A 20,227-nucleotide genomic window follows, 5' to 3' on the forward strand; every position below is an offset into this window, starting at 1 on the left:
CCCGTCCGTCGGCCGTCACGATCGGCTCGCGACCTCGTCGATGCCGAAGCCCTGGGACGTGAACCCGCCGCCGAGGAAGGCGTCGGACGGATGTGGATCGGCGTCGGGGATGTCGGCCAGGTGGTCCTCGGCGTCGTCGTGCGGCTCGTAGCCCAGCGCACGGCCGGCGTCGAGGGACCACGCGCGACGGGTGTTGGCCGAGACGCCCCAGACGAGCGCGTAGCCGAGCGACGGCGAGCGCAGGCAGGCGTCCACCAGCCGGGCGCCGTCGTCGGGCGAGAGCCAGGTGAGCAGCGAACGCGGATGGGAGGGACGGTCCTCGAAGGTGCCGATGCGCAAGCAGGCAACCTGCATTCCGTAGCGGTCGACGTAGTACCGGCCGAGCGCCTCGCCGAAGACCTTGCTCACCCCGTAGAGGGTGTCCGGACGCGGTGGCAGGTCGGCAGGCTGATCGTCGGCCAGCGGCGTGAAGCCGACGGCGTGGTTGGACGAGGCGTATACGACCCGCGGCACACCGGCGCGGCGGGCCGCCTCGAAGACCTGCAGGGTCCCCTCGATGTTGGCCTCCCGAATCACCGGCCAGGGCGCCTCGGTCGGCATCCCGGCCAGGTGCACGACCGCCTCCGCCCCGGACATCGCCGCGTCGAGGTCGGCGGCCTGAGTGACGTCACCGACGATCCCGCCCGGGATCTGCTCGCGATCGAACGGGCGAAGGTCCCAGCCGAAGGCGGGCAGGCGCTGCATGAGGGCCTGCCCGATCGTGCCGGCCGCCCCGGTGAGCAGGACGGTCATAGCCGGGGGATGACCTGGCCGAGCAGCGTCCCCATCCGGGTGGCCGAGGCCTTGCCCACCGAAAGGACCTCTTCGTGGTCGAGCGGGTCGCCGAGGCCGGCCGCGAGGTTGGTGACGAGCGAGATCCCGAGCACCTCGCACCCCTCGGCGTGCGCGGCGATGGCCTCGAGGACGGTGGACATGCCGACGAGATCGGCGCCGAGGATTCCCGCCATCCGTACCTCGGCCGGTGTCTCGTACTGCGGGCCGGGGAACTGCGCGTAGACGCCCTCCGGAATGGACGGGTCGACCTCATGGACGAGCGCACGGAGCCGCGCGGCGTAGACATCGGACAGATCGACGAAGCGCGGCCCGACCAGCGGCGTCTGCCACGTCAGGTTCAAATGGTCACTGATCAGCACCGCGTCACCGACCGCCAGTCGGGCGCGCAACCCGCCGCAGGCGTTGGTGAGAATGACGACCCGGCAGCCGGCCGCGGCCGCCACCCGTACCCCGTGCACCACCCGCTCCACCCCGCGACCCTCGTACAGGTGCGTCCGGCCGAGGAAGGCGAGCACGCGGCGTCCGTCCACCTCGAGGGAGCGGATGCGACCGGCATGACCCTCGACCGCAGGTGGCAGGAAGCCGGGCAGGTCGGTGACGGGCAGCTCGGCGACGGCCGGCCCGAGAGCGTCGATCGCCGGCACCCACCCCGAGCCGAGCACCACGGCGACGTCGTGGCGATCGATCCCGGTGCGGGCGGCCAGCTCGGCGGCCGCGGCCGCTGCGTTCTCGGACGGTGTCGGCGGCGCAGCGGTCACGAACGCCGACCCTACCGGGACGGCCCCCGCAGGCAGGCCATGCACTGAGAGGTCTGCGGCAGGATCTCCAGCCGCTCGATCTCGACCGGGCCGTCGCAGGTGACGCACCGGCCGTAGTGGCCGTCCTCCATGCGCCAGAGGGCGGCTTGGACCTCGTGCAGGGCGGCCCGCGCGCCGGCCACGAGCGACCGGAAGATCTCCGGCTCGGGGCTGCTGAGCGGGCCGGACGGCGACGGGCGGTGCAGCTCGGTCAGCTGATCAACCCGGAACTCACGCTGCTGGATGAGCATGCCGCGCAAAACCGCGAGCTGCTCCTTCGACAGGCGCGGGGACGGGACGTCGTGCCGGATGTGAATGGTGGAGCGGGACATCGGAACTCCTCGGTCGATCGGACGGCGGCTGCGTCGCGCCGGCGGTTTCGGGGAGAGGTCCGAAAGCGCCTACGCGAGAGCCTGGCCGGGCGGCCCGCGAACCCGCGGTGCATGGGCTGTGCGCGAGCTGACGGGGCGCGAGGAGTTGGTGAAGGCGAACGATCCGGCCACTCGGGTCGTCTCGGCGGCCGCCGGGGCGAGGCCGACGGGCTGATCGCTGCGGGGCAGGAACTGCGCGCCGTCGAGGCTCGTCGCCGCGACAACAGCAACGCGATGGACGAGCTGCTTGTGGACGCCGACGGACCGGGCAGCGGGAAGCAGCGCCAACCCCAGCAGGCAGGTGAGCAGGACGGCGCCGGCGCGGGATCGGGTGTCGGCACCGATCCGGTTCTGCGCCCGCATACCTCTATGACGCCGACCGACCGCGCGTCGTTCCATGATCGGGCGAGATCGAGGCACTTTCCGGGCAGATTCTCAGGCATGTCCTCACCCACGCTGTCGCATGTCGCAGCCATCTACGCCCGGACGATCCTCGACGCCGTCCGCCAGGAGTACCCGAACGCGCTGCGCCACGTCCTGCGCGACGCGGACGACCGACCGACACCTCGCGAGGTCCACCCCGCCTTCTACGGCTGCTTCGACTGGCATTCGGCGGTGGAGATGCACTGGGCGCTCGTCCGGATGTTGCGCAGCGTCCCGTCCGAAGTGCCGGCCGAGGAGATCCGTACGGTGCTGAACGAGCACCTGAGCGCCGAAGCGATCGCGACCGAGGCCACGTACTTGCTGGAGAACCCGGGTTGGGAGCGGCCGTACGGGTACGCCTGGGCCCTCGCGCTCACCGCCGAGCTGGAGGAGTGGGCTGCCGATGAGGTCGATCCCGGCGCGGACGCCCGCCGGTGGGCCGACAACCTGCGCACGCTGGCCGAGACCGTCTCGGACGCGTTCATCAACTGGCTGTCGCAGGCGACGTACCCGGAGCGCGGCGGCGCGCACGCGAACAGCGCCTTCGCGTTGGCCCGGTCACTGCCGTATGCGCGGCTACGCAACGGTGAGGGCGATCCCGGTCTCTTGACGGCCATCGCCAATGCGGCCGTCCGGTGGTTCGCCGCCGACATCGACTATCCGGCCGCCTGGGAGCCCAACGGATCGGACTTCCTGTCGCCGGCGCTCGCGGAGGCGGAGCTGATCGCGGCACTTGCCGCGCCGCCGGAGGAGTTCCCCGAGTGGCTGTCGCGCTTCCTGCCGCGGCTGGCCGACGGGCGGCCGGAGAGCCTGCTGACGCCGGCGGTCGTGACCGACCCCACCGACGGCCAGGGCGCCCATCTGCACGGGCTCAATCTGTACCGCGCCTACGGTTTCGGCCTGCTCGCCGGACGGCTCGCGCCGGACGACCCCAGGGTGGACGTCCTGCTGGCCGCGCGTGAGCGGCACGCCGCGGCCTCGTTGCCGGCGGTCGTGGGGGAGGGCTGGATGGTCGAGCACTGGCTGGCCTGTTATGCCGTGCTGCTGCTGTCCTGACGTCGGCGCCGCCGGATTCTAGGGGCCCGGACGACGATTCCGCAGGGCCGCCTGTGGACAGCCGGCGGTCATCCACAGGCTGCCCGACAGCCGGCCCGGCCGGCCCGATCCGGCCTAGCGTCTCCCGCCATGACAGGCCGACGATCCGCCCCTCGCCACCACGGTGCCTCTCGACGGCCGAGCCGCGTCCTGCTCGCCGTCGCCGTCCGCTGGCCGATCGCGCTGGCGGCGACGCTCGCGCTGCTCGGGACGTTGCTCACCGCGCCGCTGCGCACGTCGGTCGCATCTCCGGCCGGCAGCGCTCGGATGCGGCCCGGGCTGGGCACCTGGCTGTCCGGGCACACGACGTTCGTCGGGTACTACCTTGCCCTGGTCGGCGGCAAGTGGGTGAAGGTCTACTGCGTCAGCCCGGCGAAGCGGACCCCGTCGCACATCGGCCTGACTACGGTTACCCGGCTGTCGAGCACGAGCACGGCTGTCAGCGGCGAGCTGGCCGAGACGCTGGCGGCCCACGGCAATGCGGCGTCGGCCCATCAGGCCGCGGCGGTCAGCCAGGCGCTCAACTACGAGATCGGCAACCGCGCCGCCGTCGCGCAGCGATCTCGTTCGTTGAGCCGCAGCGTCCGGTCGCTGGCGATGCGCTACGTCGCCGAGGCCCGGCGCTACCGCGGCGGCTACCAGTTGGGGCTGCACCTGTCCGGAGCGCCGTTGCCGGGCCAGAGCGGCCACGCGACGGTGACGCTGCGCGGCCCGCGCGGCGGCCGGGCGGCGAGGATCACTGTCAGCTCGACCCGCAACGTCTCGCTGCCCGCGTCGGTCCGGACGGATGCCGCCGGTCGAGCCACGTTCACCTACCGCACGACGAGCACGGGCGAGGTCCGCATCGGTGCGGCCGCGGCCGCCCTGCCACCCGGCACGCTGCGTGCGTCCGCACCGTCGCGGTCCACCCAGCGGATGCTGAGCTGGTCGCCGGCCGTCTCGGCGCACGCGTCCGCCCGCTACCGCGGGCAGGTTGCCGGTATGAGCGCGCGCTACGAGTGCTCCAGTACCTGTGACGGCAATCCCGTCGCGATGCTGACCGCCTGTGCGGCGGCCGGCACCTATCCCAGCAGCATCACCTACCACTACGGCCAGGAGGCGCACGAGGTCGACTTCCCCGCCTCGCGCACCCGCCACTGCCAGGACTGGCCGGCCCGGGTGCACGATCGGGACACCGTCACGGCTTCCTGGCGGTTCCGGACGCCTTCGGGCTGGACGGCGCCCGTACCGGCCGGCGGGTCGTTCACGGTCGATTGCCCGCCGGTACCGCCGGTTGCCGTCGTCGTCAGCTACGACTGCCACAGCGCCGGTTTCACCGTGCTGCTGGGGCGGCAGTCGGGTGGCCAGCTCCTGCCCCTGCGCAACGAGACGAGCCACGAGATGGTGCTGGTCCTGGACGGTGCCCGCTCGGCCCGGTTTCTCGTCGCCCCAGGCGCGACAGCTGCGCCGCAGTCGTTCCCGGTCGACTGCGGCTCGGCCGCCGTGATCCAGGTGCGGGCCGGCGTCCAGCGCGGCAACGGGACGTACAACTACGGCGCTCCCGCGCGGGTTGTCCTGCCGTAACGGCGCCGAGAGATCGGCCACCTCGAGGGGAACGGAGGCGCTCGGCGCACTTACGATCCGAGAATGCCTGCCCAGCCGCCTGAGGAGCTGCCGGCCGAGCCGACGGCCGATGCGCCGGCGTCACTGGCCCTGGCCGCCGACTTCGCGCCGCCCAGCCGCGACGAGTGGCGGGCCCTCGTCAGCGCCGTTCTGGCCAAGTCGGGCGTCGCCGCGGACGCCGATTCCGAGGACGCGCTGTCGTTCGACACGTACGACGGGATCCGCATCCGGCCGCTGTACACCGCCGAGGAGGCGCCGTCGCTGGCCGCGGCCGGCCGACCCGGCTCGCCGCCGTTCGTGCGCGGCGCCACCCGCCCGGCGGCGGCCGCCATCGGCTGGGACGTCCGGACCCGGCACGCCGACCCCGACGCGAAGCAGAGCAACGACGCCGCGCTCGCCGACCTCGAGACGGGCGCCACCTCGCTGTGGCTCGTCGTCGGCGACGGTGGCCTTGCCGTGTCGGACCTGGGCGCCGCGCTCGAGGGCGTCTATCTGGACCTCGCGCCGATCGCGCTCGAGGCCGGCGCCCACTCTCTCGAAGCAGCGCAGGCTCTGCTCAGGGTGGCCCAGCAACGCGGCGTCGATCCGGCGGAGCTACGCGGCACTCTCGGGGCCGACCCGATCGGCACCCGAGCTCGCACAGGTGCCGAGGCCGACGTCGGCGTCCTGCGCACTCTGGCCGAGCAGGGCACACAGTTCGGTGGCCTGCACCTGGCCACCGTCGACGCGACGGTCTACGCCGACGCCGGCGCCTCCGACGCGCAGGAGCTCGGCATCGCGACCGCGGTGGGCGTGGCCTACCTGCGCGCGCTCACCGACGGCGGGCTGTCGGTCGACGATGCGCTCGCGCGGGTGGAATTTCGGTTCGCGGTCACCGCCGATCAGTTCCCCTCGATCGCCAAGCTCCGCGCGGCCCGGCGCATCTGGGACCGGGTGGCCGAGCTGTCCGGCGCGGCCGGCGCCCAACGCGGGCAGTACCAGCACGCCGTCACCTCGGCCGCGATGCTGACCCGGCGCGATCCGTGGGTGAACATGCTGCGCACGACGGTTGCCTGTTTCGCCGCGGCGGTCGGCGGCGCCGACGCCATCACCGTGCTTCCCTTCGATTCCGCGATCGGCCGGTCCGACGACTTCGCCCGCCGGATCGCCCGCAACACCCACTCCGTGCTGCACGACGAGTCCAGCCTGGCCCGCGTGATGGATGCGGCGGGCGGCTCGTGGTTCGTCGAGTCGCTGACCGGCGAGCTCGCGGACAAGGCGTGGGACGTCTTCACCCGGCTCGAGAAGGCCGGCGGTGCCCTCGCGGCGCTCGACGACGGCACGATCGACGCGCTGCTCGCGACGACCCGCAGCGCCCGCGCCGACGACATCGCCCACCGCCGGGCGCCGATCACCGGCGTCACCGAGTACGCCTTCGTCGACGAAGCTCCGGTCGAGCGGGTTCCGCTGCCGCCCGCGCCGACCGGTCTGCTGCCCCGCATCCGGTACGCCGAGGACTTCGAGGAACTGCGCGACCGCGCCGACAACGCGCCGCAGCGACCCATCGTCTTTCTCGCCGCGCTGGGCCCGGTCGCCGCGCACAGCGCCCGCGCCGCGTTCGCAGCCAACCTCTTTCACGCAGCCGGCATCGAGTGCGTCACCGGCACCGGGGACGTCGAGGAGCTCGCCCGGGCCTTCCGCGCATCGGGATCGACAGTCGCCTGCCTGTGCTCGTCCGATCGGATGTACGGCGAGGCGGCCGCGACGGGGGCCGCGGCCCTCCGCGCCGCCGGCGCCGAGCAGATCTGGCTGGCCGGCAAGACCCCGATCGACGGCGTCGACGGGTACGTCCATGTCCGCTGCGACGCCCTCGCCGTCCTGCGCAGCACGCTCGACACGCTGGGAGTGAAGTGATGACCGGCATCCCGGACTTCAGCGACGCCGTCCTCGCGCCGCCGCGGCGCGACACGCCACCCCAAGCGTCGCCGCCAAGCCACGCCACCGAGGCGGCCACTCCGTGGGAGACGCCCGAGGGGATCGGCGTCGCCCCGCTCTATACGGCCGCCGACCTCGCCGACCTCGACACCTTGAACACCTACCCCGGGATCAAGCCCTACCTGCGCGGGCCGTACCCGACGATGTACGTCAACCAGCCGTGGACGATCAGGCAGTACGCCGGCTTCTCCACCGCCGCCGAGTCCAACGCCTTCTACCGCCGCAACCTGGCAATGGGGCAGAAGGGCCTCTCGATCGCGTTCGACCTGCCCACGCACCGCGGCTACGACAGCGACAACCCCCGCGTCGTGGGCGACGTCGGCATGGCCGGTGTCGCCATCGACTCGATCTACGACATGCGCCAGCTGTTCGACGGCATCCCGCTGGACAGGATGAGCGTCTCGATGACGATGAACGGCGCCGTGCTGCCCGTCCTCGCCCTGTACGTGGTCGCCGCCGAGGAGCAGGGCGTCACGCCCGAACAGCTGACCGGCACGATCCAGAACGACATCCTCAAAGAGTTCATGGTCCGCAACACCTACATCTATCCGCCGCAGCCGTCGATGCGCATCATCAGCGACATCTTCGAGTTCACGTCGCAAAAGATGCCGCGGTTCAACTCGATCTCGATCTCCGGTTACCACATCCAAGAAGCCGGTGCGACGGCCGATCTCGAACTCGCCTACACGCTGGCCGACGGCGTCGAGTACATCCGGGCCGGCATCGCCGCTGGTCTGGACATCGACGCGTTCGCGCCACGGCTGTCGTTCTTCTGGGCCATCGGGATGAACTTCTTCATGGAGGTCGCCAAGCTGCGGGCCGCGCGGCTGTTGTGGGCGAAGCTGGTCAGGCAGTTCGAGCCGAAGAGCGACAAGTCGCTGTCGCTGCGCACGCACTCGCAGACCAGCGGATGGTCGCTGACCGCGCAGGACGTGTTCAACAACGTGATCCGCACCTGCATCGAGGCGATGGCCGCGACGCAGGGCCACACCCAGTCGCTGCACACCAACGCCCTCGACGAGGCATTGGCGCTGCCCACCGACTTCTCGGCCCGCATCGCGCGCAACACCCAGCTGATGCTGCAGCAGGAATCCGGGACCACCCGGGTCATCGACCCGTGGGGCGGCTCGGCCTACGTCGAGAAGCTCACCTACGACCTGGCCCGGCGGGCATGGGGGCACATCCAGGAGGTCGAGCGGGCCGGCGGCATGGCCAAGGCGATCGACGCCGGCCTGCCCAAGCTGCGCATCGAAGAGGCTGCGGCCCGCACCCAGGCCCGCATCGACTCCGGCCGGCAGCCGGTCATCGGGGTGAACAAGTACCGCCTGGCCGACGAGGATCACCTGGACGTGCTGAAGGTCGACAACGCCGGCGTGCGGCGCGGCCAGGCCGAGAAGCTGGAGCGGTTGCGGGCCGAGCGCGATCCCGCGGCCGTCCAGTCCGCCCTGGACGCCTTGACGGCCGCCGCGGGCGGTCGCGGCAACCTGCTCGCCCTGGCCATCGACGCGGCCCGCGCCAAGGCCACGGTCGGTGAGATCTCCGACGCGCTCGAGAAGGTCTACGGTCGGCACTCGGCGACGATCCGGACGATCTCCGGGGTGTACCGAGAGGAGGCCGGGGCCGGCGTGGAGACGATCGACGAGGCACGCGCCGCCACCGAGCGGTTCGCCGAGGAGCAGGGCCGCCGCCCCCGCATCCTGATGGCCAAGATGGGCCAGGACGGCCACGACCGCGGGCAGAAGGTGCTCGCCACCGCCTTCGCCGACCTCGGCTTCGACGTCGACGTCGGCCCGCTGTTCCAGACGCCGGCCGAGGTTGCCCGCCAGGCCGTCGAGGCCGACGTGCACGTCGTCGGCGTCAACTCCCTGGCCGCCGGGCACCTCACCCTCGTGCCCGAGCTGCGCGACGAGCTGGCGGCGCAGGGCCGTCCCGACATCATGATCGTCGTCGGCGGCGTCATCCCGCCCCAGGACTTCGACGCGCTGCGCGCCGCCGGCGCCGCGGCCATCTACCCGCCCGGCACGGTCATCGCCGAGGCCGCGATCGAACTGCTCGCCACCCTGACCGAGCAGCTGTCGCACACCGCCTGATGATGGACGAGCTGGCCGCACGGGTCCGGGCCGGCGAGCGGGCCGCGGTGGCCCGGGCGATAACCCTCGTCGAGTCGCGCCGCGGCGACCACCGGAATCAGGCGCAGCAGCTGCTCGCCGCACTGCTCCCGCACACCGGCCACGCCGAACGGATCGGCATCAGCGGGGTCCCTGGGGTCGGTAAGTCCACCTTCATCGACCAGCTCGGCGTCAACCTCGTCGCCGACGGACGCCGGGTGGCGGTTCTTGCCGTCGACCCGTCGTCCGGCCGCACCGGCGGCTCGATCCTCGGCGACAAGACGCGGATGACCCGCCTCGCCAACGACGAGCACGCGTTCGTGCGCCCGTCACCGTCGGCGGGCACGCTCGGCGGCGTAGCCCAGGCCACCCGCGAGACGATGCTGGTGATGGAGGCCGCCGGGTACGACGTCGTCCTGGTCGAGACGGTCGGTGTCGGCCAGTCCGAGTACGTCGTCGCCGACATGGTCGACACGTTCCTGTTCCTGACCCTGGCCCGCACGGGTGACCAGCTACAGGGAATGAAGCGCGGCATCCTCGAACTCGCCGACGTCATCGCCGTCAACAAGGCCGACGAGCAGCACGAGGACGAGGCGTCGCGAGCGGCCCGGGAACTGTCCGGGGCGCTTCGCTTCCTCCGCGGCGCCGCCGACGAGTGGCAGACGCCGGTGATCACCTGCAGCGGGCTGCACAACCTCAACCTCGACCGCGTGTGGCAGCAAGTCGGCCGGCACCGGGCCTGGCTCGACGAGCACGGCGGCCTCGAGCGCAAGCGGTGCGATCAGATGGTGGAATGGACGCGGGCGCTGGTCCGCGACCGGTTGCTCGCCCGCCTGGACGCGCCCAGAGTGCGTGAGGCGGTCCGGGCGGCCGAGGCGGCCGTCCGGGACGAGCGCCTCACACCCGACCAGGCGGCCGAGCAGATTCTCGGCACGCTCGACCGCGACTAACGCCAGTTCGGCTCGTCGTCGGCGCGGGTCGCGCTGTGCTGAATCATGACCATCGCCAACGCCATGCTGGCCAGCCACGACGTCATCTGAGTTCGTATTCGAATCACTTGCGTGCTGGGGCTGAACATTCGTCAGCCTCCTTCGTTCCTGCGCCTTGTGGGCGCTTTACCTGGTCGGCGCGATCCCTGACCGAGGCCAACCGGCCGCGCCTGTGCTTTGTTCGCTTGGCGTACATACCCACAATGACTGCTGCGTAAGGGATCCAGCGCCAATCGACGGTGTGATTCGCGTCCTCTTAGGAAACGGATAGGGTGAACGGCGGTGTGCCGGGAAGTCTGGTCGGCGGTCGCATGTCGTTGCCCGCTGATCGACCCGGAAGGACGTGGCCGTGCACGACCTCGTGCCTTTCGCCGTCGTCATCGTGCTCTTCGCGGTGGCGCTGCTCGTAGCGGTCGGCTCCAACCGGCTGGCCCAGTGGATCCGGATCCCCGCGCCCGCGCTGTTCCTCGTCGCCGCTGCCGTCGCGTCGCAACTCTCGCCGCGACTCGGGCGCCTTTCGATCGTCGTCGATCAGCGGATCGTCACCATCGCCCTGGTCGTCATTCTGTTCGACGGTGGAATGCACATCGGCTGGTCGCGCATGCGGACCGCGGCCGGTGCGGTGCTCTGGCTCGGGGTGGCCGGCACGGTGGTCACTGCCGCGGCGATGGCCGTCGGCGCGCACGCACTGTTCGGCTTCGACTGGCGCACCGCCCTCCTGCTCGGCGCCGCGCTGGCCCCGACCGACCCGGCCGTCGTGTTCTCGGTGTTGGGCCGCCGCGAGATCACCGGGCGGGCAGGCACCCTGCTCGAAGGCGAGTCCGGTGCGAACGACCCGGTCGGTATCGCCCTGATGGTGAGCCTGCTGGCCGCCGGCGGCAGCGGCTGGTCGGCGGTCGGCAGCGGAGTGGGCCACTTCGCGCTGCAGTTGGCGGTCGGCAGCGCCGTCGGTGTCGTCGGCGGGTGGGTGCTGCTGCACGTGATGCGCCGCGTCCCGCTGCCCAACGAGGCGCTGTACCCGGTGCAGACGATCGCGGTAGCGCTGCTGCTCTACGGCGGCGCCGCGGCGGCGGACGGGTCCGGCTTCCTCGCCGTGTTCCTCGCGGGGATCATCGTCGGTGACGCCCGCGCGCCGTACAAGCGCGAGATCGAGCGCTTCGCCGGCGCGCTGGCGATCCTCGCCGAGATCGTCGCGTTCTCCGTCCTGGGCCTGTCCGTCGACCTGTCGTCGGTGTTCTCCGGCCACCGGTTCTGGACGGCCCTCGGCCTCGCCGCACTCCTTATGGTCGTCGTCCGACCACTGCTGGTCGGCCTCGTCCTCTGGCCGGTGCAGCTGCATCGCGGGGAGCGGCTTTTCGTCCTCGCGTCCGGGCTGAAGGGAGCGGTGCCGATCCTGCTCGGCACCTACGTCCTCGTCGAAGGAACGCACCGGGCCGGCGAGATCTACGACATCGTCTTCGTCGTCGTGCTGGTGTCGGTGATCCTGCAGGGCGGCCTCGTGCCGACCCTGGCCCGAATCCTCCGGGTGCCGATGCGGGTCTCTGAGCCCGAGCCGTGGGCGTTGGGCATGCGCTTCCGTGACGAGCCGAAGGGCCTGCACCGCTATGTGGTCGGCAAGGGGTCGCCGGCCGACGGCTGCACGATCAGCGACCTCGACGTGGGCGAGAATTTCTGGATCAGCATGGTCAGCCGGTCGGGCCGCCTCGTCCAGGTCCGCGGTGACACCGTGCTGTTCGCCGGCGACGAGGTGCTGGCGCTGTTCGACGAGGACGACGGACCGGCCGCGGTGTTCACCCCCTAGGCTCGGAGGATGCGCATCGACTTCACCTCGTCGCAGCGGACGAGCCTCGGGGTCGAATGGGAACTCGAGCTGGTCGACCTCGACACCCGGCAGCTCACGGGTGCGTCCGACGCGATCCTGGCCGCCATCTCGAAGGACGGCGACGGCGAGCATCCCAAGGCCAAGCACGAGTTGCTGCAGTCCTGCATCGAGGTGATCACCGGCATCTGCCAGACCGTCGCCGAGGCCAAGGCCGATCTCGCCGCCACGGTGGACGAGGTCGCGACCGCCGCGGCCGAGCGCAACGTCGGACTGATGTGCAGCGGCACCCATCCGATCACCGACTGGTCGACCCAGCGCATCACCGACAACGACCGCTACATGCAGCTCATCGAACGCAATCAGTGGATGGCCCGGCAGCTGCAGATCTTCGGTGTCCACGTGCACTGCGGCATCCGCTCGCCGCACAAGGCGATCCCGATCGTCAACGCGCTGCTCGCGTACCTACCCCACTTTCTGGCCCTGTCGGCATCCTCGCCGTACTGGATCGGCTCGGACACCGGGCTCGCGTCCTACCGCTCGAAGATCTTCGAAGCGCTGCCAACGGCCGGCCTGCCCTACCAGCTGTCCGGGTGGGACGAATTCGAGCGGTACATGGCCCTGCTGATCGAGTCGCACGCGATCGACTCGATCCGCGAGGTGTGGTGGGACATCCGTCCGCACCCCAACTTCGGCACCGTCGAGCTGCGCATCTGCGACGGGCTGCCGACGCTCGACGAGATCGGCTGCGTCGCGGCGCTCGCGCAGTGCCTGGTCGAGCGTTTCGACCGGCAGATCGACAACGGCTACACGCTGCCCGAGCCGCGGCCGTGGTTGGTGCGCGAGAACAAGTGGCGCGCCGCTCGGTACGGCCTCGACGCCGAGATCGTCATCGACAACTCCGGGCGCCTGCAGCCGGTCAAGGACGCGATCACCGACCTCGTCGACGACCTGCTGCCCATCGCGCGCAAGCTCGACTGCGCGGCCGAACTCGAGGCGATCCCGCGACTGATAGACCGCGGCGCGAGCTACCAGCGCCAGCGCGCGACGGCGGCCGAGAACGCCGGTGCGCTGGAACCGGTTGTCGACTCCTTGCTCGCCGAGATGCGCGAGGGGTTGTCGCTGTGACTCAGCCGTCCCCCTCCGACGTCGTCGCCGTCCGGCGCGACCTGCACGCGCACCCCGAACTCGCCTTCGTCGAGACGCGGACCACCGGTGTGATCATGTCTTACCTGGAAGCGTGCGGGCTGAAGCCGCAGGTGCTACCGGGTGGTACCGGCGTGCTGTGCGACATCGGCTCGGACGGGCCGCTCATCGCGTTACGCGCCGATATCGACGCGCTGCCGCTGGCCGACGAGAAGGCCGTGTCCTACCGGTCGACCGTCGAGGGCGTGTGCCATGGCTGCGGCCACGACGCGCACACCGCGATCCTGCTCGGAGCCGCCGTGCAGCTGGCCCAGCAGCCGCTGCCCGGCCGCGTGCGGCTGATCTTCCAGCCGGCGGAGGAGACGGTGCCCGGTGGCGCGCACGCCGCGGTCGCCGCCGGCGTCCTCGACGACGTCGCCCTGATCTTCGCCTTGCACTGCGACCCGCGACTGGCCACCGGTCAGGTCGGCGTTCGGGTCGGCGCGATCACCGCGGCCTGCGACCATGTCGAGGTGCGGCTGCACGGCTCGGGCGGGCACACCGCGCGTCCGCACGTCACCCAGGACCTCGTCTACGCGCTGGGCCGGCTGATCACCGATCTGCCCGGCCTGTTGTCCCGGCGGGTCGATCCCAGAGCGGCGCTGTCGATGGTGTGGGGCTCGGTCGAGGGCGGCCGGGCGGCCAACGCCATCCCGACGTCCGGACGGCTGCGCGGCACGCTGCGCGTGTTGCGCCGCGATGCGTGGGACGCCGCCGGGCCGATGGTCACCGAGCTCGTCGATGAGATCGTGGCGCCGTGCGGGGTCACGGCCACGACGATGTACACCCGCGGCGTCCCGCCGGTGCTGAACTCGGCCGCGGCGGTCGACGTCCAGCGGACGGCCGTCCTCGGCGCGCTCGGGGCCGAGGCGCTCGTCGACACCGAGCAGAGCATGGGCGGCGAGGACTTCGCCTGGTACCTCGAGAGCGTGCCGGGCGCGCTGGCCCGGCTCGGGGTACGGCCGCCGGGCGGTCCGGCCTTCGACCTGCATCAGGGGACGTTCGACATCGACGAGGCGGCCCTCGACGTAGGGGTGCGCTACACGGTGGCTCTGGCCCGCGAGGCCCTGGCGTCGCTGGCCGCCGACTGAGTGATCAAGAGACCGAAACCGTCGATAATCGACGCAGGACGTCTGTTGATCACGGGAACAGGAGCCGCGCGCTCACTCGCCGAGGGAACGACAGGGCCGGCTGCGCAGCTCGGCCACGTACTCGTCCGGGGCCCCGGCCGCCTGAGCGGCATCGGCGATCAGCCCGATCGAACGGGCCGACGGCAGGCCGCCCTCGAAGCTGTCGAGGATGTACACCGAGGCCAGGACGTCGCCGTCCAGCGTCGAGATGCGCAGCCGGATCTTGTTGTACAGCCCGGTGTCGGCGCCTTCCCAGTAGTCCAGCGTCCGCATGTCCTGCGGCGACACGTCGTAGAGCGCGACGAACACCTGGCCGTCGGGGTCGGGCACGACCATCGGCAGCGCGCCGTCCCAGCCGAGTTCCTCGCCGCCGAAGGTGAGCCGCCAGCCGTTCAACCAACCGGTTCCCGCGGCCGGAGAGTGCGGACACCGCTCGAGCATCTGCTCGGGGTCCATGTTCGAGCCGTACGCCGCATACAGGCCACTCGACAGGCTCACTCGAACACCTCAACTCGGCGACTGCGTCGGGGGGAGCGTACCGACCGGCCGAACCGAGCGGGACAATGGAGGATGTGACGGTGAGCGCTACGAGCTTCGGACGCAGCACCCGCATCGTCATCATCGGTGGCGGGCCGGCCGGGTACGAGTCCGCGCTGGTCGCGGCCCAGCTCGGTGCGCAGGTCACCGTCGTCGACCGCGACGGCATCGGCGGCTCCTGCGTGCTCACCGACTGCGTCCCGAGCAAGACGCTGATCGCCACCAGCGACCGGGTGACGGCGTTCCGTGACGCCCCCCGGGTCGGCGTCGGCACCAGCGGCACCCACGTCGCCGTCGACCTCGCGGTGGTCAACGACCGGATCAAGCGGCTGGCCCAGCAGCAGTCCGACGACATCGCCGCCCGGCTGGGAAACGAGGGCGTCACCGTGCTCGCCGGCCGGGGTCGCTTCGCCGAGAACCAGCCGGCCCGGGCCCACCGCATCGAGGTCCGCGACGACGCCGGCCGGGTGACGGACACGGTCGAGGCCGACGTGGTGCTGCTGGCCACCGGCGGCGTGCCGCGCACGCTCCCGACCGCGGTGCCCGACAGCGAGCGGATCCTCTCGTGGCGCGACGTCTACGAGCTCAAGGAACTGCCCGAGCATCTGGTCGTCGTCGGCTCGGGGGTTACCGGGGCGGAGTTCGCCAGCGGGTACTCCGAACTCGGTGTGCCGGTGACATTGGTGTCGAGCCGGGACCGGGTGCTGCCGGGGGAGGACCCGGATGCCGCCGACGTCATCGAGCAGGTCTTCACCAGTCGCGGCGGGACGCTGGCGAAGCAGGCGCGCGCGGCGGCCGTCCGGCGCACGCCCGAGGGCGTGGCCGTCGATCTCGTCGACGGACGGGTCGTGGACGGGTCGCACGCCCTCATGTGCGTCGGCTCCGTGCCGAACGTCGGCGAGCTGGGGCTCGAGCACGTCGGCGTGGCCCTCGACGGGAACGGTTACATCGCCGTCGACCGGGTCTCCCGCACGTCGGTGCCGTCGATCTACGCCGCGGGCGACTGCACCGGGGTGCTGCTGCTCGCGTCGGTGGCCGGCATGCAGGGACGGATCGCGGTCTGGCACGCGCTCGGCGAAGCCGTGGCTCCGCTGCGGTTGAAGACAGTGGCGGCCAACGTCTTCACCCATCCCGAGATCGCGACGGTGGGCATCGGCTATGCCGCGATCGCGTCCGGGCAGGTGCCGGCTCGGCAGGTGACGCTCCCGCTCGCCACCAACGCCCGGGCCAAGATGCAGGGGCACGACGACGGCTTCGTGAAGCTGTACTGCCGGCCGGCGACTGGTGCGGTGATCGGCGCGGTCGTGGTCGCCCCCGACGCGTCCGAACTGATCTTTCCCCTGACACTCGCCGTGCAGCGCGGCCTGACCGTCAACGACCTGGCCGGAACAATCGGCGTCTATCCGTCGTTGTCCGGCTCGGTTGCCGAAGCAGCGCGGCGGTTGATGCTGCACGACGATCTGGACTGATCTCTACTGATCGAGGAACTTTCGATGGCAAATCACGGCGACTACTCACCCGAGGCCCACGCGGCGGCCGAGGCCAAGGTCCGCGCCGCCGGCATCTTCGCCGACCACGCCGAGGTGATCGTGGCGGCGTTGCCGGGCGTGCCGGACGGCCACGTGCTGGTGGCGATCGTCGACGAGGAACACGCCTTCACCGGTACCCATCACGTCGCGAACGACGAAATAGTGGCGCGGGTTCCCGAGCTCGAGGCGGCCGGGTGGGCGATGGTCTTCACGACCGGATCCGACGTCGCCGACGTCCGCCGCCGGGCCGACGAGATGGCCACCCTCGCGCGCCGGCGGGCCGAGATGATCACCCGGATCCGCACCCGCCGAGACTGACCTCGAACTAGTCCTTGATGTCGCAGATGACCGAGCCGGACGTGACGACGGCGCCGACCTCCGCCTTGAGGTTCGTGACGGTGCCGGCCTTATGCGCGGTCAGCGGCTGCTCCATCTTCATCGCCTCGAGGACGACGATGGTCTGACCGGCCTCGACGACGTCACCCTCGGCCGCGGCGACCTTGACGATCGTGCCCTGCATGGGGGCGCTCAGCGAGTCCCCGGACGCGGCCGCGCCGGTCTTCTTGCCGGCCGACCGCTTGGGCGCGGCCTTGCGGGCACCGCCGCCACCGCTCCCGCTCCCGGCACCGAACCCGGCCGGCAGCGACACCTCGAGCCGCTTGCCCCCCACCTCGACGACGATCGTCTCGCGCGGCGCGGCCTCGTCATCGGCCGACGCCCCCGCGCCGAACGGCGGGATCGTGTTGTCGAACTCCGTCTCGATCCAGCGGGTGAAGATCGTGAACGGTTCGGCGGTGAACGCGTCGTCACGGACGACGGCGCGGTGGAAGGGCAACGCGGTGGCCATGCCCTCGACCACGAACTCATCGAGCGCGCGGCGGGCTCGCTCGAGGGCCTCGGTGCGGGTCTCGCCGGTGACGATCAGCTTGGCCAACAAGGAGTCGAACGCGCCGCCGATCACCGACGCGCCCTCGATGCCGGAGTCGACGCGCACGCCCGGACCGGCCGGTTCGCGGTAGGTCGTCACGGTGCCCGGCGCGGGCAGGAAATTGCGGCCCGGGTCCTCGCCGTTGATGCGGAACTCGAAGGCGTGCCCGCGCGGCGTGGGGTCGGCGTCGAAGCGCAGCTTCTCGCCCTCGGCGATGCGGAACTGCTCGCGGACGAGGTCGATGCCGCTGGTCTCCTCTGTGACCGGATGCTCGACCTGCAGCCGGGTGTTGACCTCGAGGAAGCTGATGACGCCGTCGGCGCCGACGAGGAACTCGACCGTGCCGGCGCCGGAGTACTGGGCCTCGCGGCAGATGGCTTTCGCGGCGGCGTGGATGGTGGCTCGCTGCTCGTCGGTCAGGAACGGCGCCGGCGCCTCTTCCACCAGCTTCTGGTTGCGGCGCTGCAGCGAACAGTCGCGCGTGCCGACGACGATGACGTTGCCGTGCTGATCGGCCAGCACCTGCGCCTCGACGTGGCGCGAGCGGTCGAGGTAGCGCTCGACGAAGCACTCGCCGCGGCCGAACGCCGAGATCGCCTCGCGCACCGCGCTCTCGTAGAGATCGGCAACCTCGTCCATCTCGCGGGCGATCTTCATGCCGCGACCACCGCCGCCGTAGACGGCCTTGATGGCGATGGGCAGCCCGTGCTCCTGCGCGAACGCGACCACCTCGTCCGCCCCTGCGACCGGGTCCTTGGTGCCTGCGACCAGCGGGGCGCCGGCCCGCTCGGCGATGTGCCGGGCCACCGCCTTGTCGCCGAGGTCGCGGATCGCCTGCGGCGACGGGCCGATCCAGGTCAGCCCCGCGTCGAGCACGGCCTGGGCGAAGTCGGCGTTCTCGGACAGGAAGCCGTAGCCGGGGTGCACCGCGTCGGCGCCCGATCTCGTCGCGGCGTCGATGACCTTGTCGATCACGAGGTACGAGTCACCCGGCGTGGTGCCGCCCAGCGCGAACGCCTCGTCGGCCATCCTGACGTGCAGCGCATCGCGGTCGGGATCGGCGTAGACCGCGACGGACGCGTAGCCCGCGTCCTTGCAGGCCCGGATGACCCGAACCGCGATCTCGCCCCGGTTGGCGATGAGAATCTTCTGCACCGTCGAGCCTCCTGGCCGATACGCGGGCCTTCGCCGGAGCGCGAAAACGCCGTCGGGCGCAGATTACCCGGGGGAGGGATCTGCGCCCGACGGCGTATCGGCCGAGAGTGACGTCGGGCTATTTCCAGACGCGGACGTAGTCGATCTGGGTCGACGCGGGTAGCGGCGTCGACGCCGTGACCGCGTTGGTCTGCACCCCGAGGCTCTGGGTGAGCGCCACGAAGAACGGCGAGTCGAACGGCGCGCTGCCGGTCAGCGGGGCGTTGGCCTTGTAGTTGTCGATCAGGCAGGTGTTGCCGTCGTACAGGATCGTCATCGTCGTCGGCGTCCACTCGACCGTGTAGTCGTGGAACGCGTGCACGTCGTTGATCATGCAGTAGTAATTGGTCGTCACGTTCGTGTTCGTGACGGTGTTGACCGAGTAGGGGTCGTAGAGGTAGTGGATCGTGGGGATCGCCCGGTCCGCATAGATGCTGTACTCCTCGGCGATGTCGATCTCGCCGGACGTCGGCCACGCGCCGTACTTGAGCGCGTTGTCCGGCCAGAGCCACAGCGCCGACTGCAGGCCGGCCACGGTTGCCGCCGGGAACGAGGCGCGGACGTCGAACCGGCCGTACGTCTGCGAGAACTTCGTGTACGTCGCGACCTCACCGGTCGTGTAGGACGTGGTGAACCCGCCGCTCGGCGTCGGGCAGAGGAACGGCGCGGCCTCTTGCCGGGCGGTCAGTGTCAGGACGCCGTTGCCCTCGGAGATGTTGTTCGGCGTACTCACGAAGCAGGCGCCGCCGCCGTTGTTGCCGCTGGCCGCGCTGTTGATGGGGATCCACTTCGTGCTGTCCAGCGTTGTGCCGGAGAACTCGTCGTCGAAGGTGCACGTCCACTGGGTGCCGTCGGCCTTGAGCGGGTTGACGCCGCAGTTCGGGCCTGACGGAGGCGCGGGTGTGGTTGTCGTCGGCGCCGGAGTGGTGGGCGTCGGCGTGGTGGGCGCCGGAGTGGTCGGCGTCGGCGTGGGTGTCGGCGTCGCCGTGGTGGGCGTCGGCGTGGGTGTCGGCGTCGCCGTGGTCGTGCTGGGGCGCGGTCGCGGGAACCGCGACTGCACGGAGGCCGACGCCGCCTCGGTCGGAATGGTGGCGGCGGCGAGGAGAACGACCGCGAACGTGCTCACGGCGCCGAGTACGACGCCATTACGCGCGGAAGGGCTGGACATTGTGTGGTCCTCTGCTCATGCATTCCGGGCCTGTCCCAGAAGGCGCTGCGCCCCCGCTTTACCTGCGCTTTACGCAAACTTAACGCACGGCTCACACTTACACAAGGCCGTTACCGAATTCTACCGATTTGTCAGGTCGGTCAAGCGCGATCGGCACTGGTCGGCCACTTCGGCGACCTCGCCGAGCGTGCGACGCAGGGCGGCCTGCCGGGCCCGCAGATCCTCGGCGATGTCGCCGAGGCGGGCGAGCAGGATCTCGAGCTGGCGGCGTTCGGAGGACGCGGCGCCGTCGTACATGTCGACGATCTCGCGGCATTCGGCCAGCGTCATCCCGAAGCGACGGCCGCGCAGGACGAGGCGGAGCCGGGCCCGGTCCCGGGCCGAGTAGACCCGGTTCTGGCCGACCCGCTCGGGGCGGAGCAGCCCCTCGGCCTCGTAGTGGCGCAGGGTCCGCGTCGTCACGCCGAGCTCGGAGGCCAACTCGCCGACCGTCCAGGTGCGGTCTTTCGTGCGGGCCGGCATGCGGTTAGGATCCGTGACGTTA

18 protein-coding genes are annotated in these 20,227 nt (G+C 71.2%); 10 read left to right on the forward strand and 8 right to left on the reverse strand.

Annotated features, from left to right (window positions below; all coding sequences use genetic code 11):
• Nucleotides 1-15 precede the first annotated feature (15 nt).
• The 4 genes from ABR571_RS02085 to ABR571_RS02100 form a co-directional block, all read right to left on the reverse strand.
• Nucleotides 16-792 carry an NAD-dependent epimerase/dehydratase family protein gene (locus tag ABR571_RS02085; protein WP_409451522.1) on the reverse strand — a complete coding sequence of 259 codons (777 nt, stop codon included), beginning with the start codon at nucleotides 790-792 and terminating at the stop codon, nucleotides 16-18.
• Complete coding sequence (locus ABR571_RS02090) at nucleotides 789-1,592, reverse strand: purine-nucleoside phosphorylase (protein ID WP_409451523.1); 804 nt, start codon at nucleotides 1,590-1,592, stop codon at nucleotides 789-791. The genes ABR571_RS02085 and ABR571_RS02090 overlap by 4 nt, the downstream gene beginning before the upstream one ends.
• Before the next feature lie 11 nt (nucleotides 1,593-1,603).
• Nucleotides 1,604-1,963: a TraR/DksA family transcriptional regulator gene (locus tag ABR571_RS02095; RefSeq protein WP_409451524.1), complete on the reverse strand. Its 360-nt coding sequence runs from the start codon at nucleotides 1,961-1,963 to the stop codon at nucleotides 1,604-1,606.
• Nucleotides 1,964-2,032: 69 nt separating this feature from the next.
• Nucleotides 2,033-2,365, reverse strand: a complete 333-nt coding sequence (locus ABR571_RS02100; RefSeq protein WP_409451525.1) for a hypothetical protein — start codon at nucleotides 2,363-2,365, stop codon at nucleotides 2,033-2,035.
• Nucleotides 2,366-2,443: 78 nt separating this feature from the next.
• On the opposite strand from ABR571_RS02100, the gene ABR571_RS02105 reads away from it, so the two are divergent.
• The 8 genes from ABR571_RS02105 (at nucleotide 2,444) to ABR571_RS02140 (ending at nucleotide 14,288) form a co-directional block, all read left to right on the forward strand.
• Nucleotides 2,444-3,481, forward strand: coding sequence for a DUF2891 domain-containing protein (locus ABR571_RS02105; RefSeq protein WP_409451526.1), 1,038 nt, complete (start codon nucleotides 2,444-2,446; stop codon nucleotides 3,479-3,481).
• Between the two features lie 129 nt (nucleotides 3,482-3,610).
• A complete protein-coding gene (locus ABR571_RS02110) occupies nucleotides 3,611-5,083 on the forward strand; it encodes a hypothetical protein (protein WP_409451527.1) in 1,473 nt (490 codons plus the stop codon).
• A gap of 63 nt (nucleotides 5,084-5,146) precedes the next feature.
• A complete protein-coding gene (locus tag ABR571_RS02115; RefSeq protein ID WP_409451528.1) occupies nucleotides 5,147-7,015 on the forward strand; it encodes a methylmalonyl-CoA mutase subunit beta in 1,869 nt (622 codons plus the stop codon).
• Nucleotides 7,015-9,186: a methylmalonyl-CoA mutase gene (gene scpA / locus ABR571_RS02120; protein WP_409451529.1), complete on the forward strand. Its 2,172-nt coding sequence runs from the start codon at nucleotides 7,015-7,017 to the stop codon at nucleotides 9,184-9,186. Before ABR571_RS02115 ends, scpA begins: the two co-directional genes overlap by 1 nt.
• Nucleotides 9,186-10,154 (forward strand): methylmalonyl Co-A mutase-associated GTPase MeaB, encoded by a 969-nt coding sequence (gene meaB, locus ABR571_RS02125; RefSeq protein ID WP_409451530.1) that lies wholly within the window; start codon nucleotides 9,186-9,188, stop codon nucleotides 10,152-10,154. Before scpA ends, meaB begins: the two co-directional genes overlap by 1 nt.
• A gap of 388 nt (nucleotides 10,155-10,542) precedes the next feature.
• Nucleotides 10,543-11,994 carry a cation:proton antiporter gene (locus ABR571_RS02130; RefSeq protein WP_409451531.1) on the forward strand — a complete coding sequence of 484 codons (1,452 nt, stop codon included), beginning with the start codon at nucleotides 10,543-10,545 and terminating at the stop codon, nucleotides 11,992-11,994.
• Between the two features lie 9 nt (nucleotides 11,995-12,003).
• A complete protein-coding gene (locus tag ABR571_RS02135) occupies nucleotides 12,004-13,140 on the forward strand; it encodes a glutamate--cysteine ligase (protein ID WP_409451532.1) in 1,137 nt (378 codons plus the stop codon).
• The gene (locus ABR571_RS02140; RefSeq protein ID WP_409451533.1) at nucleotides 13,137-14,288 is read left to right on the forward strand and encodes an amidohydrolase; all 1,152 of its coding nucleotides are present in this window, start codon (nucleotides 13,137-13,139) and stop codon (nucleotides 14,286-14,288) included. Before ABR571_RS02135 ends, ABR571_RS02140 begins: the two co-directional genes overlap by 4 nt.
• Nucleotides 14,289-14,360: 72 nt before the next feature.
• Here the strand turns inward: ABR571_RS02140 and ABR571_RS02145 are convergent, their stop codons facing one another.
• Nucleotides 14,361-14,825, reverse strand: coding sequence for a gamma-glutamylcyclotransferase family protein (locus ABR571_RS02145; protein ID WP_409451534.1), 465 nt, complete (start codon nucleotides 14,823-14,825; stop codon nucleotides 14,361-14,363).
• Nucleotides 14,826-14,905: 80 nt separating this feature from the next.
• Between ABR571_RS02145 and ABR571_RS02150 the strand changes: the two genes are divergently transcribed.
• Together ABR571_RS02150 and ABR571_RS02155 are read left to right on the forward strand one after the other, a co-directional pair.
• A complete protein-coding gene (locus ABR571_RS02150; protein WP_409451535.1) occupies nucleotides 14,906-16,333 on the forward strand; it encodes an NAD(P)H-quinone dehydrogenase in 1,428 nt (475 codons plus the stop codon).
• Between the two features lie 24 nt (nucleotides 16,334-16,357).
• Entirely contained in the window at nucleotides 16,358-16,711 is a 354-nt protein-coding gene (locus ABR571_RS02155; RefSeq protein ID WP_409451536.1) for a hypothetical protein, read from the forward strand.
• Nucleotides 16,712-16,718: 7 nt separating this feature from the next.
• Here the strand turns inward: ABR571_RS02155 and ABR571_RS02160 are convergent, their stop codons facing one another.
• From ABR571_RS02160 to ABR571_RS02170, 3 genes are all read right to left on the reverse strand, one after another.
• Entirely contained in the window at nucleotides 16,719-18,476 is a 1,758-nt protein-coding gene (locus tag ABR571_RS02160) for an acetyl/propionyl/methylcrotonyl-CoA carboxylase subunit alpha (protein ID WP_409451537.1), read from the reverse strand.
• 118 nt (nucleotides 18,477-18,594) lie between these two features.
• Nucleotides 18,595-19,683, reverse strand: a complete 1,089-nt coding sequence (locus ABR571_RS02165; protein ID WP_409451538.1) for a family 16 glycosylhydrolase — start codon at nucleotides 19,681-19,683, stop codon at nucleotides 18,595-18,597.
• Between the two features lie 120 nt (nucleotides 19,684-19,803).
• Complete coding sequence (locus ABR571_RS02170) at nucleotides 19,804-20,205, reverse strand: MerR family transcriptional regulator (protein ID WP_409451539.1); 402 nt, start codon at nucleotides 20,203-20,205, stop codon at nucleotides 19,804-19,806.
• Nucleotides 20,206-20,227: the final 22 nt, after the last annotated feature.

This window comes from Jatrophihabitans sp., assembly GCF_046262535.1.
Taxonomy (GTDB): domain Bacteria; phylum Actinomycetota; class Actinomycetes; order Mycobacteriales; family Jatrophihabitantaceae; genus Jatrophihabitans.

Excerpts from the sequence above, each read along its gene's own strand:
- ABR571_RS02165 (WP_409451538.1), bottom strand. The coding sequence starts at position 19,683 with ATGTCCAGCCCTTCCGCGCGTAATGGCGTCGTACTCGGCGCCGTGAGC.
- ABR571_RS02100 (WP_409451525.1), bottom strand. The coding sequence starts at position 2,365 with ATGCGGGCGCAGAACCGGATCGGTGCCGACACCCGATCCCGCGCCGGC.
- ABR571_RS02105 (WP_409451526.1), top strand. The coding sequence starts at position 2,444 with ATGTCCTCACCCACGCTGTCGCATGTCGCAGCCATCTACGCCCGGACG.
- ABR571_RS02170 (WP_409451539.1), bottom strand. The coding sequence starts at position 20,205 with ATGCCGGCCCGCACGAAAGACCGCACCTGGACGGTCGGCGAGTTGGCC.
- ABR571_RS02155 (WP_409451536.1), top strand. The coding sequence starts at position 16,358 with ATGGCAAATCACGGCGACTACTCACCCGAGGCCCACGCGGCGGCCGAG.
- ABR571_RS02115 (WP_409451528.1), top strand. The coding sequence starts at position 5,147 with ATGCCTGCCCAGCCGCCTGAGGAGCTGCCGGCCGAGCCGACGGCCGAT.
- ABR571_RS02135 (WP_409451532.1), top strand. The coding sequence starts at position 12,004 with ATGCGCATCGACTTCACCTCGTCGCAGCGGACGAGCCTCGGGGTCGAA.
- scpA (WP_409451529.1), top strand. The coding sequence starts at position 7,015 with ATGACCGGCATCCCGGACTTCAGCGACGCCGTCCTCGCGCCGCCGCGG.
- ABR571_RS02095 (WP_409451524.1), bottom strand. The coding sequence starts at position 1,963 with ATGTCCCGCTCCACCATTCACATCCGGCACGACGTCCCGTCCCCGCGC.
- ABR571_RS02110 (WP_409451527.1), top strand. The coding sequence starts at position 3,611 with ATGACAGGCCGACGATCCGCCCCTCGCCACCACGGTGCCTCTCGACGG.
- meaB (WP_409451530.1), top strand. The coding sequence starts at position 9,186 with ATGATGGACGAGCTGGCCGCACGGGTCCGGGCCGGCGAGCGGGCCGCG.
- ABR571_RS02085 (WP_409451522.1), bottom strand. The coding sequence starts at position 792 with ATGACCGTCCTGCTCACCGGGGCGGCCGGCACGATCGGGCAGGCCCTC.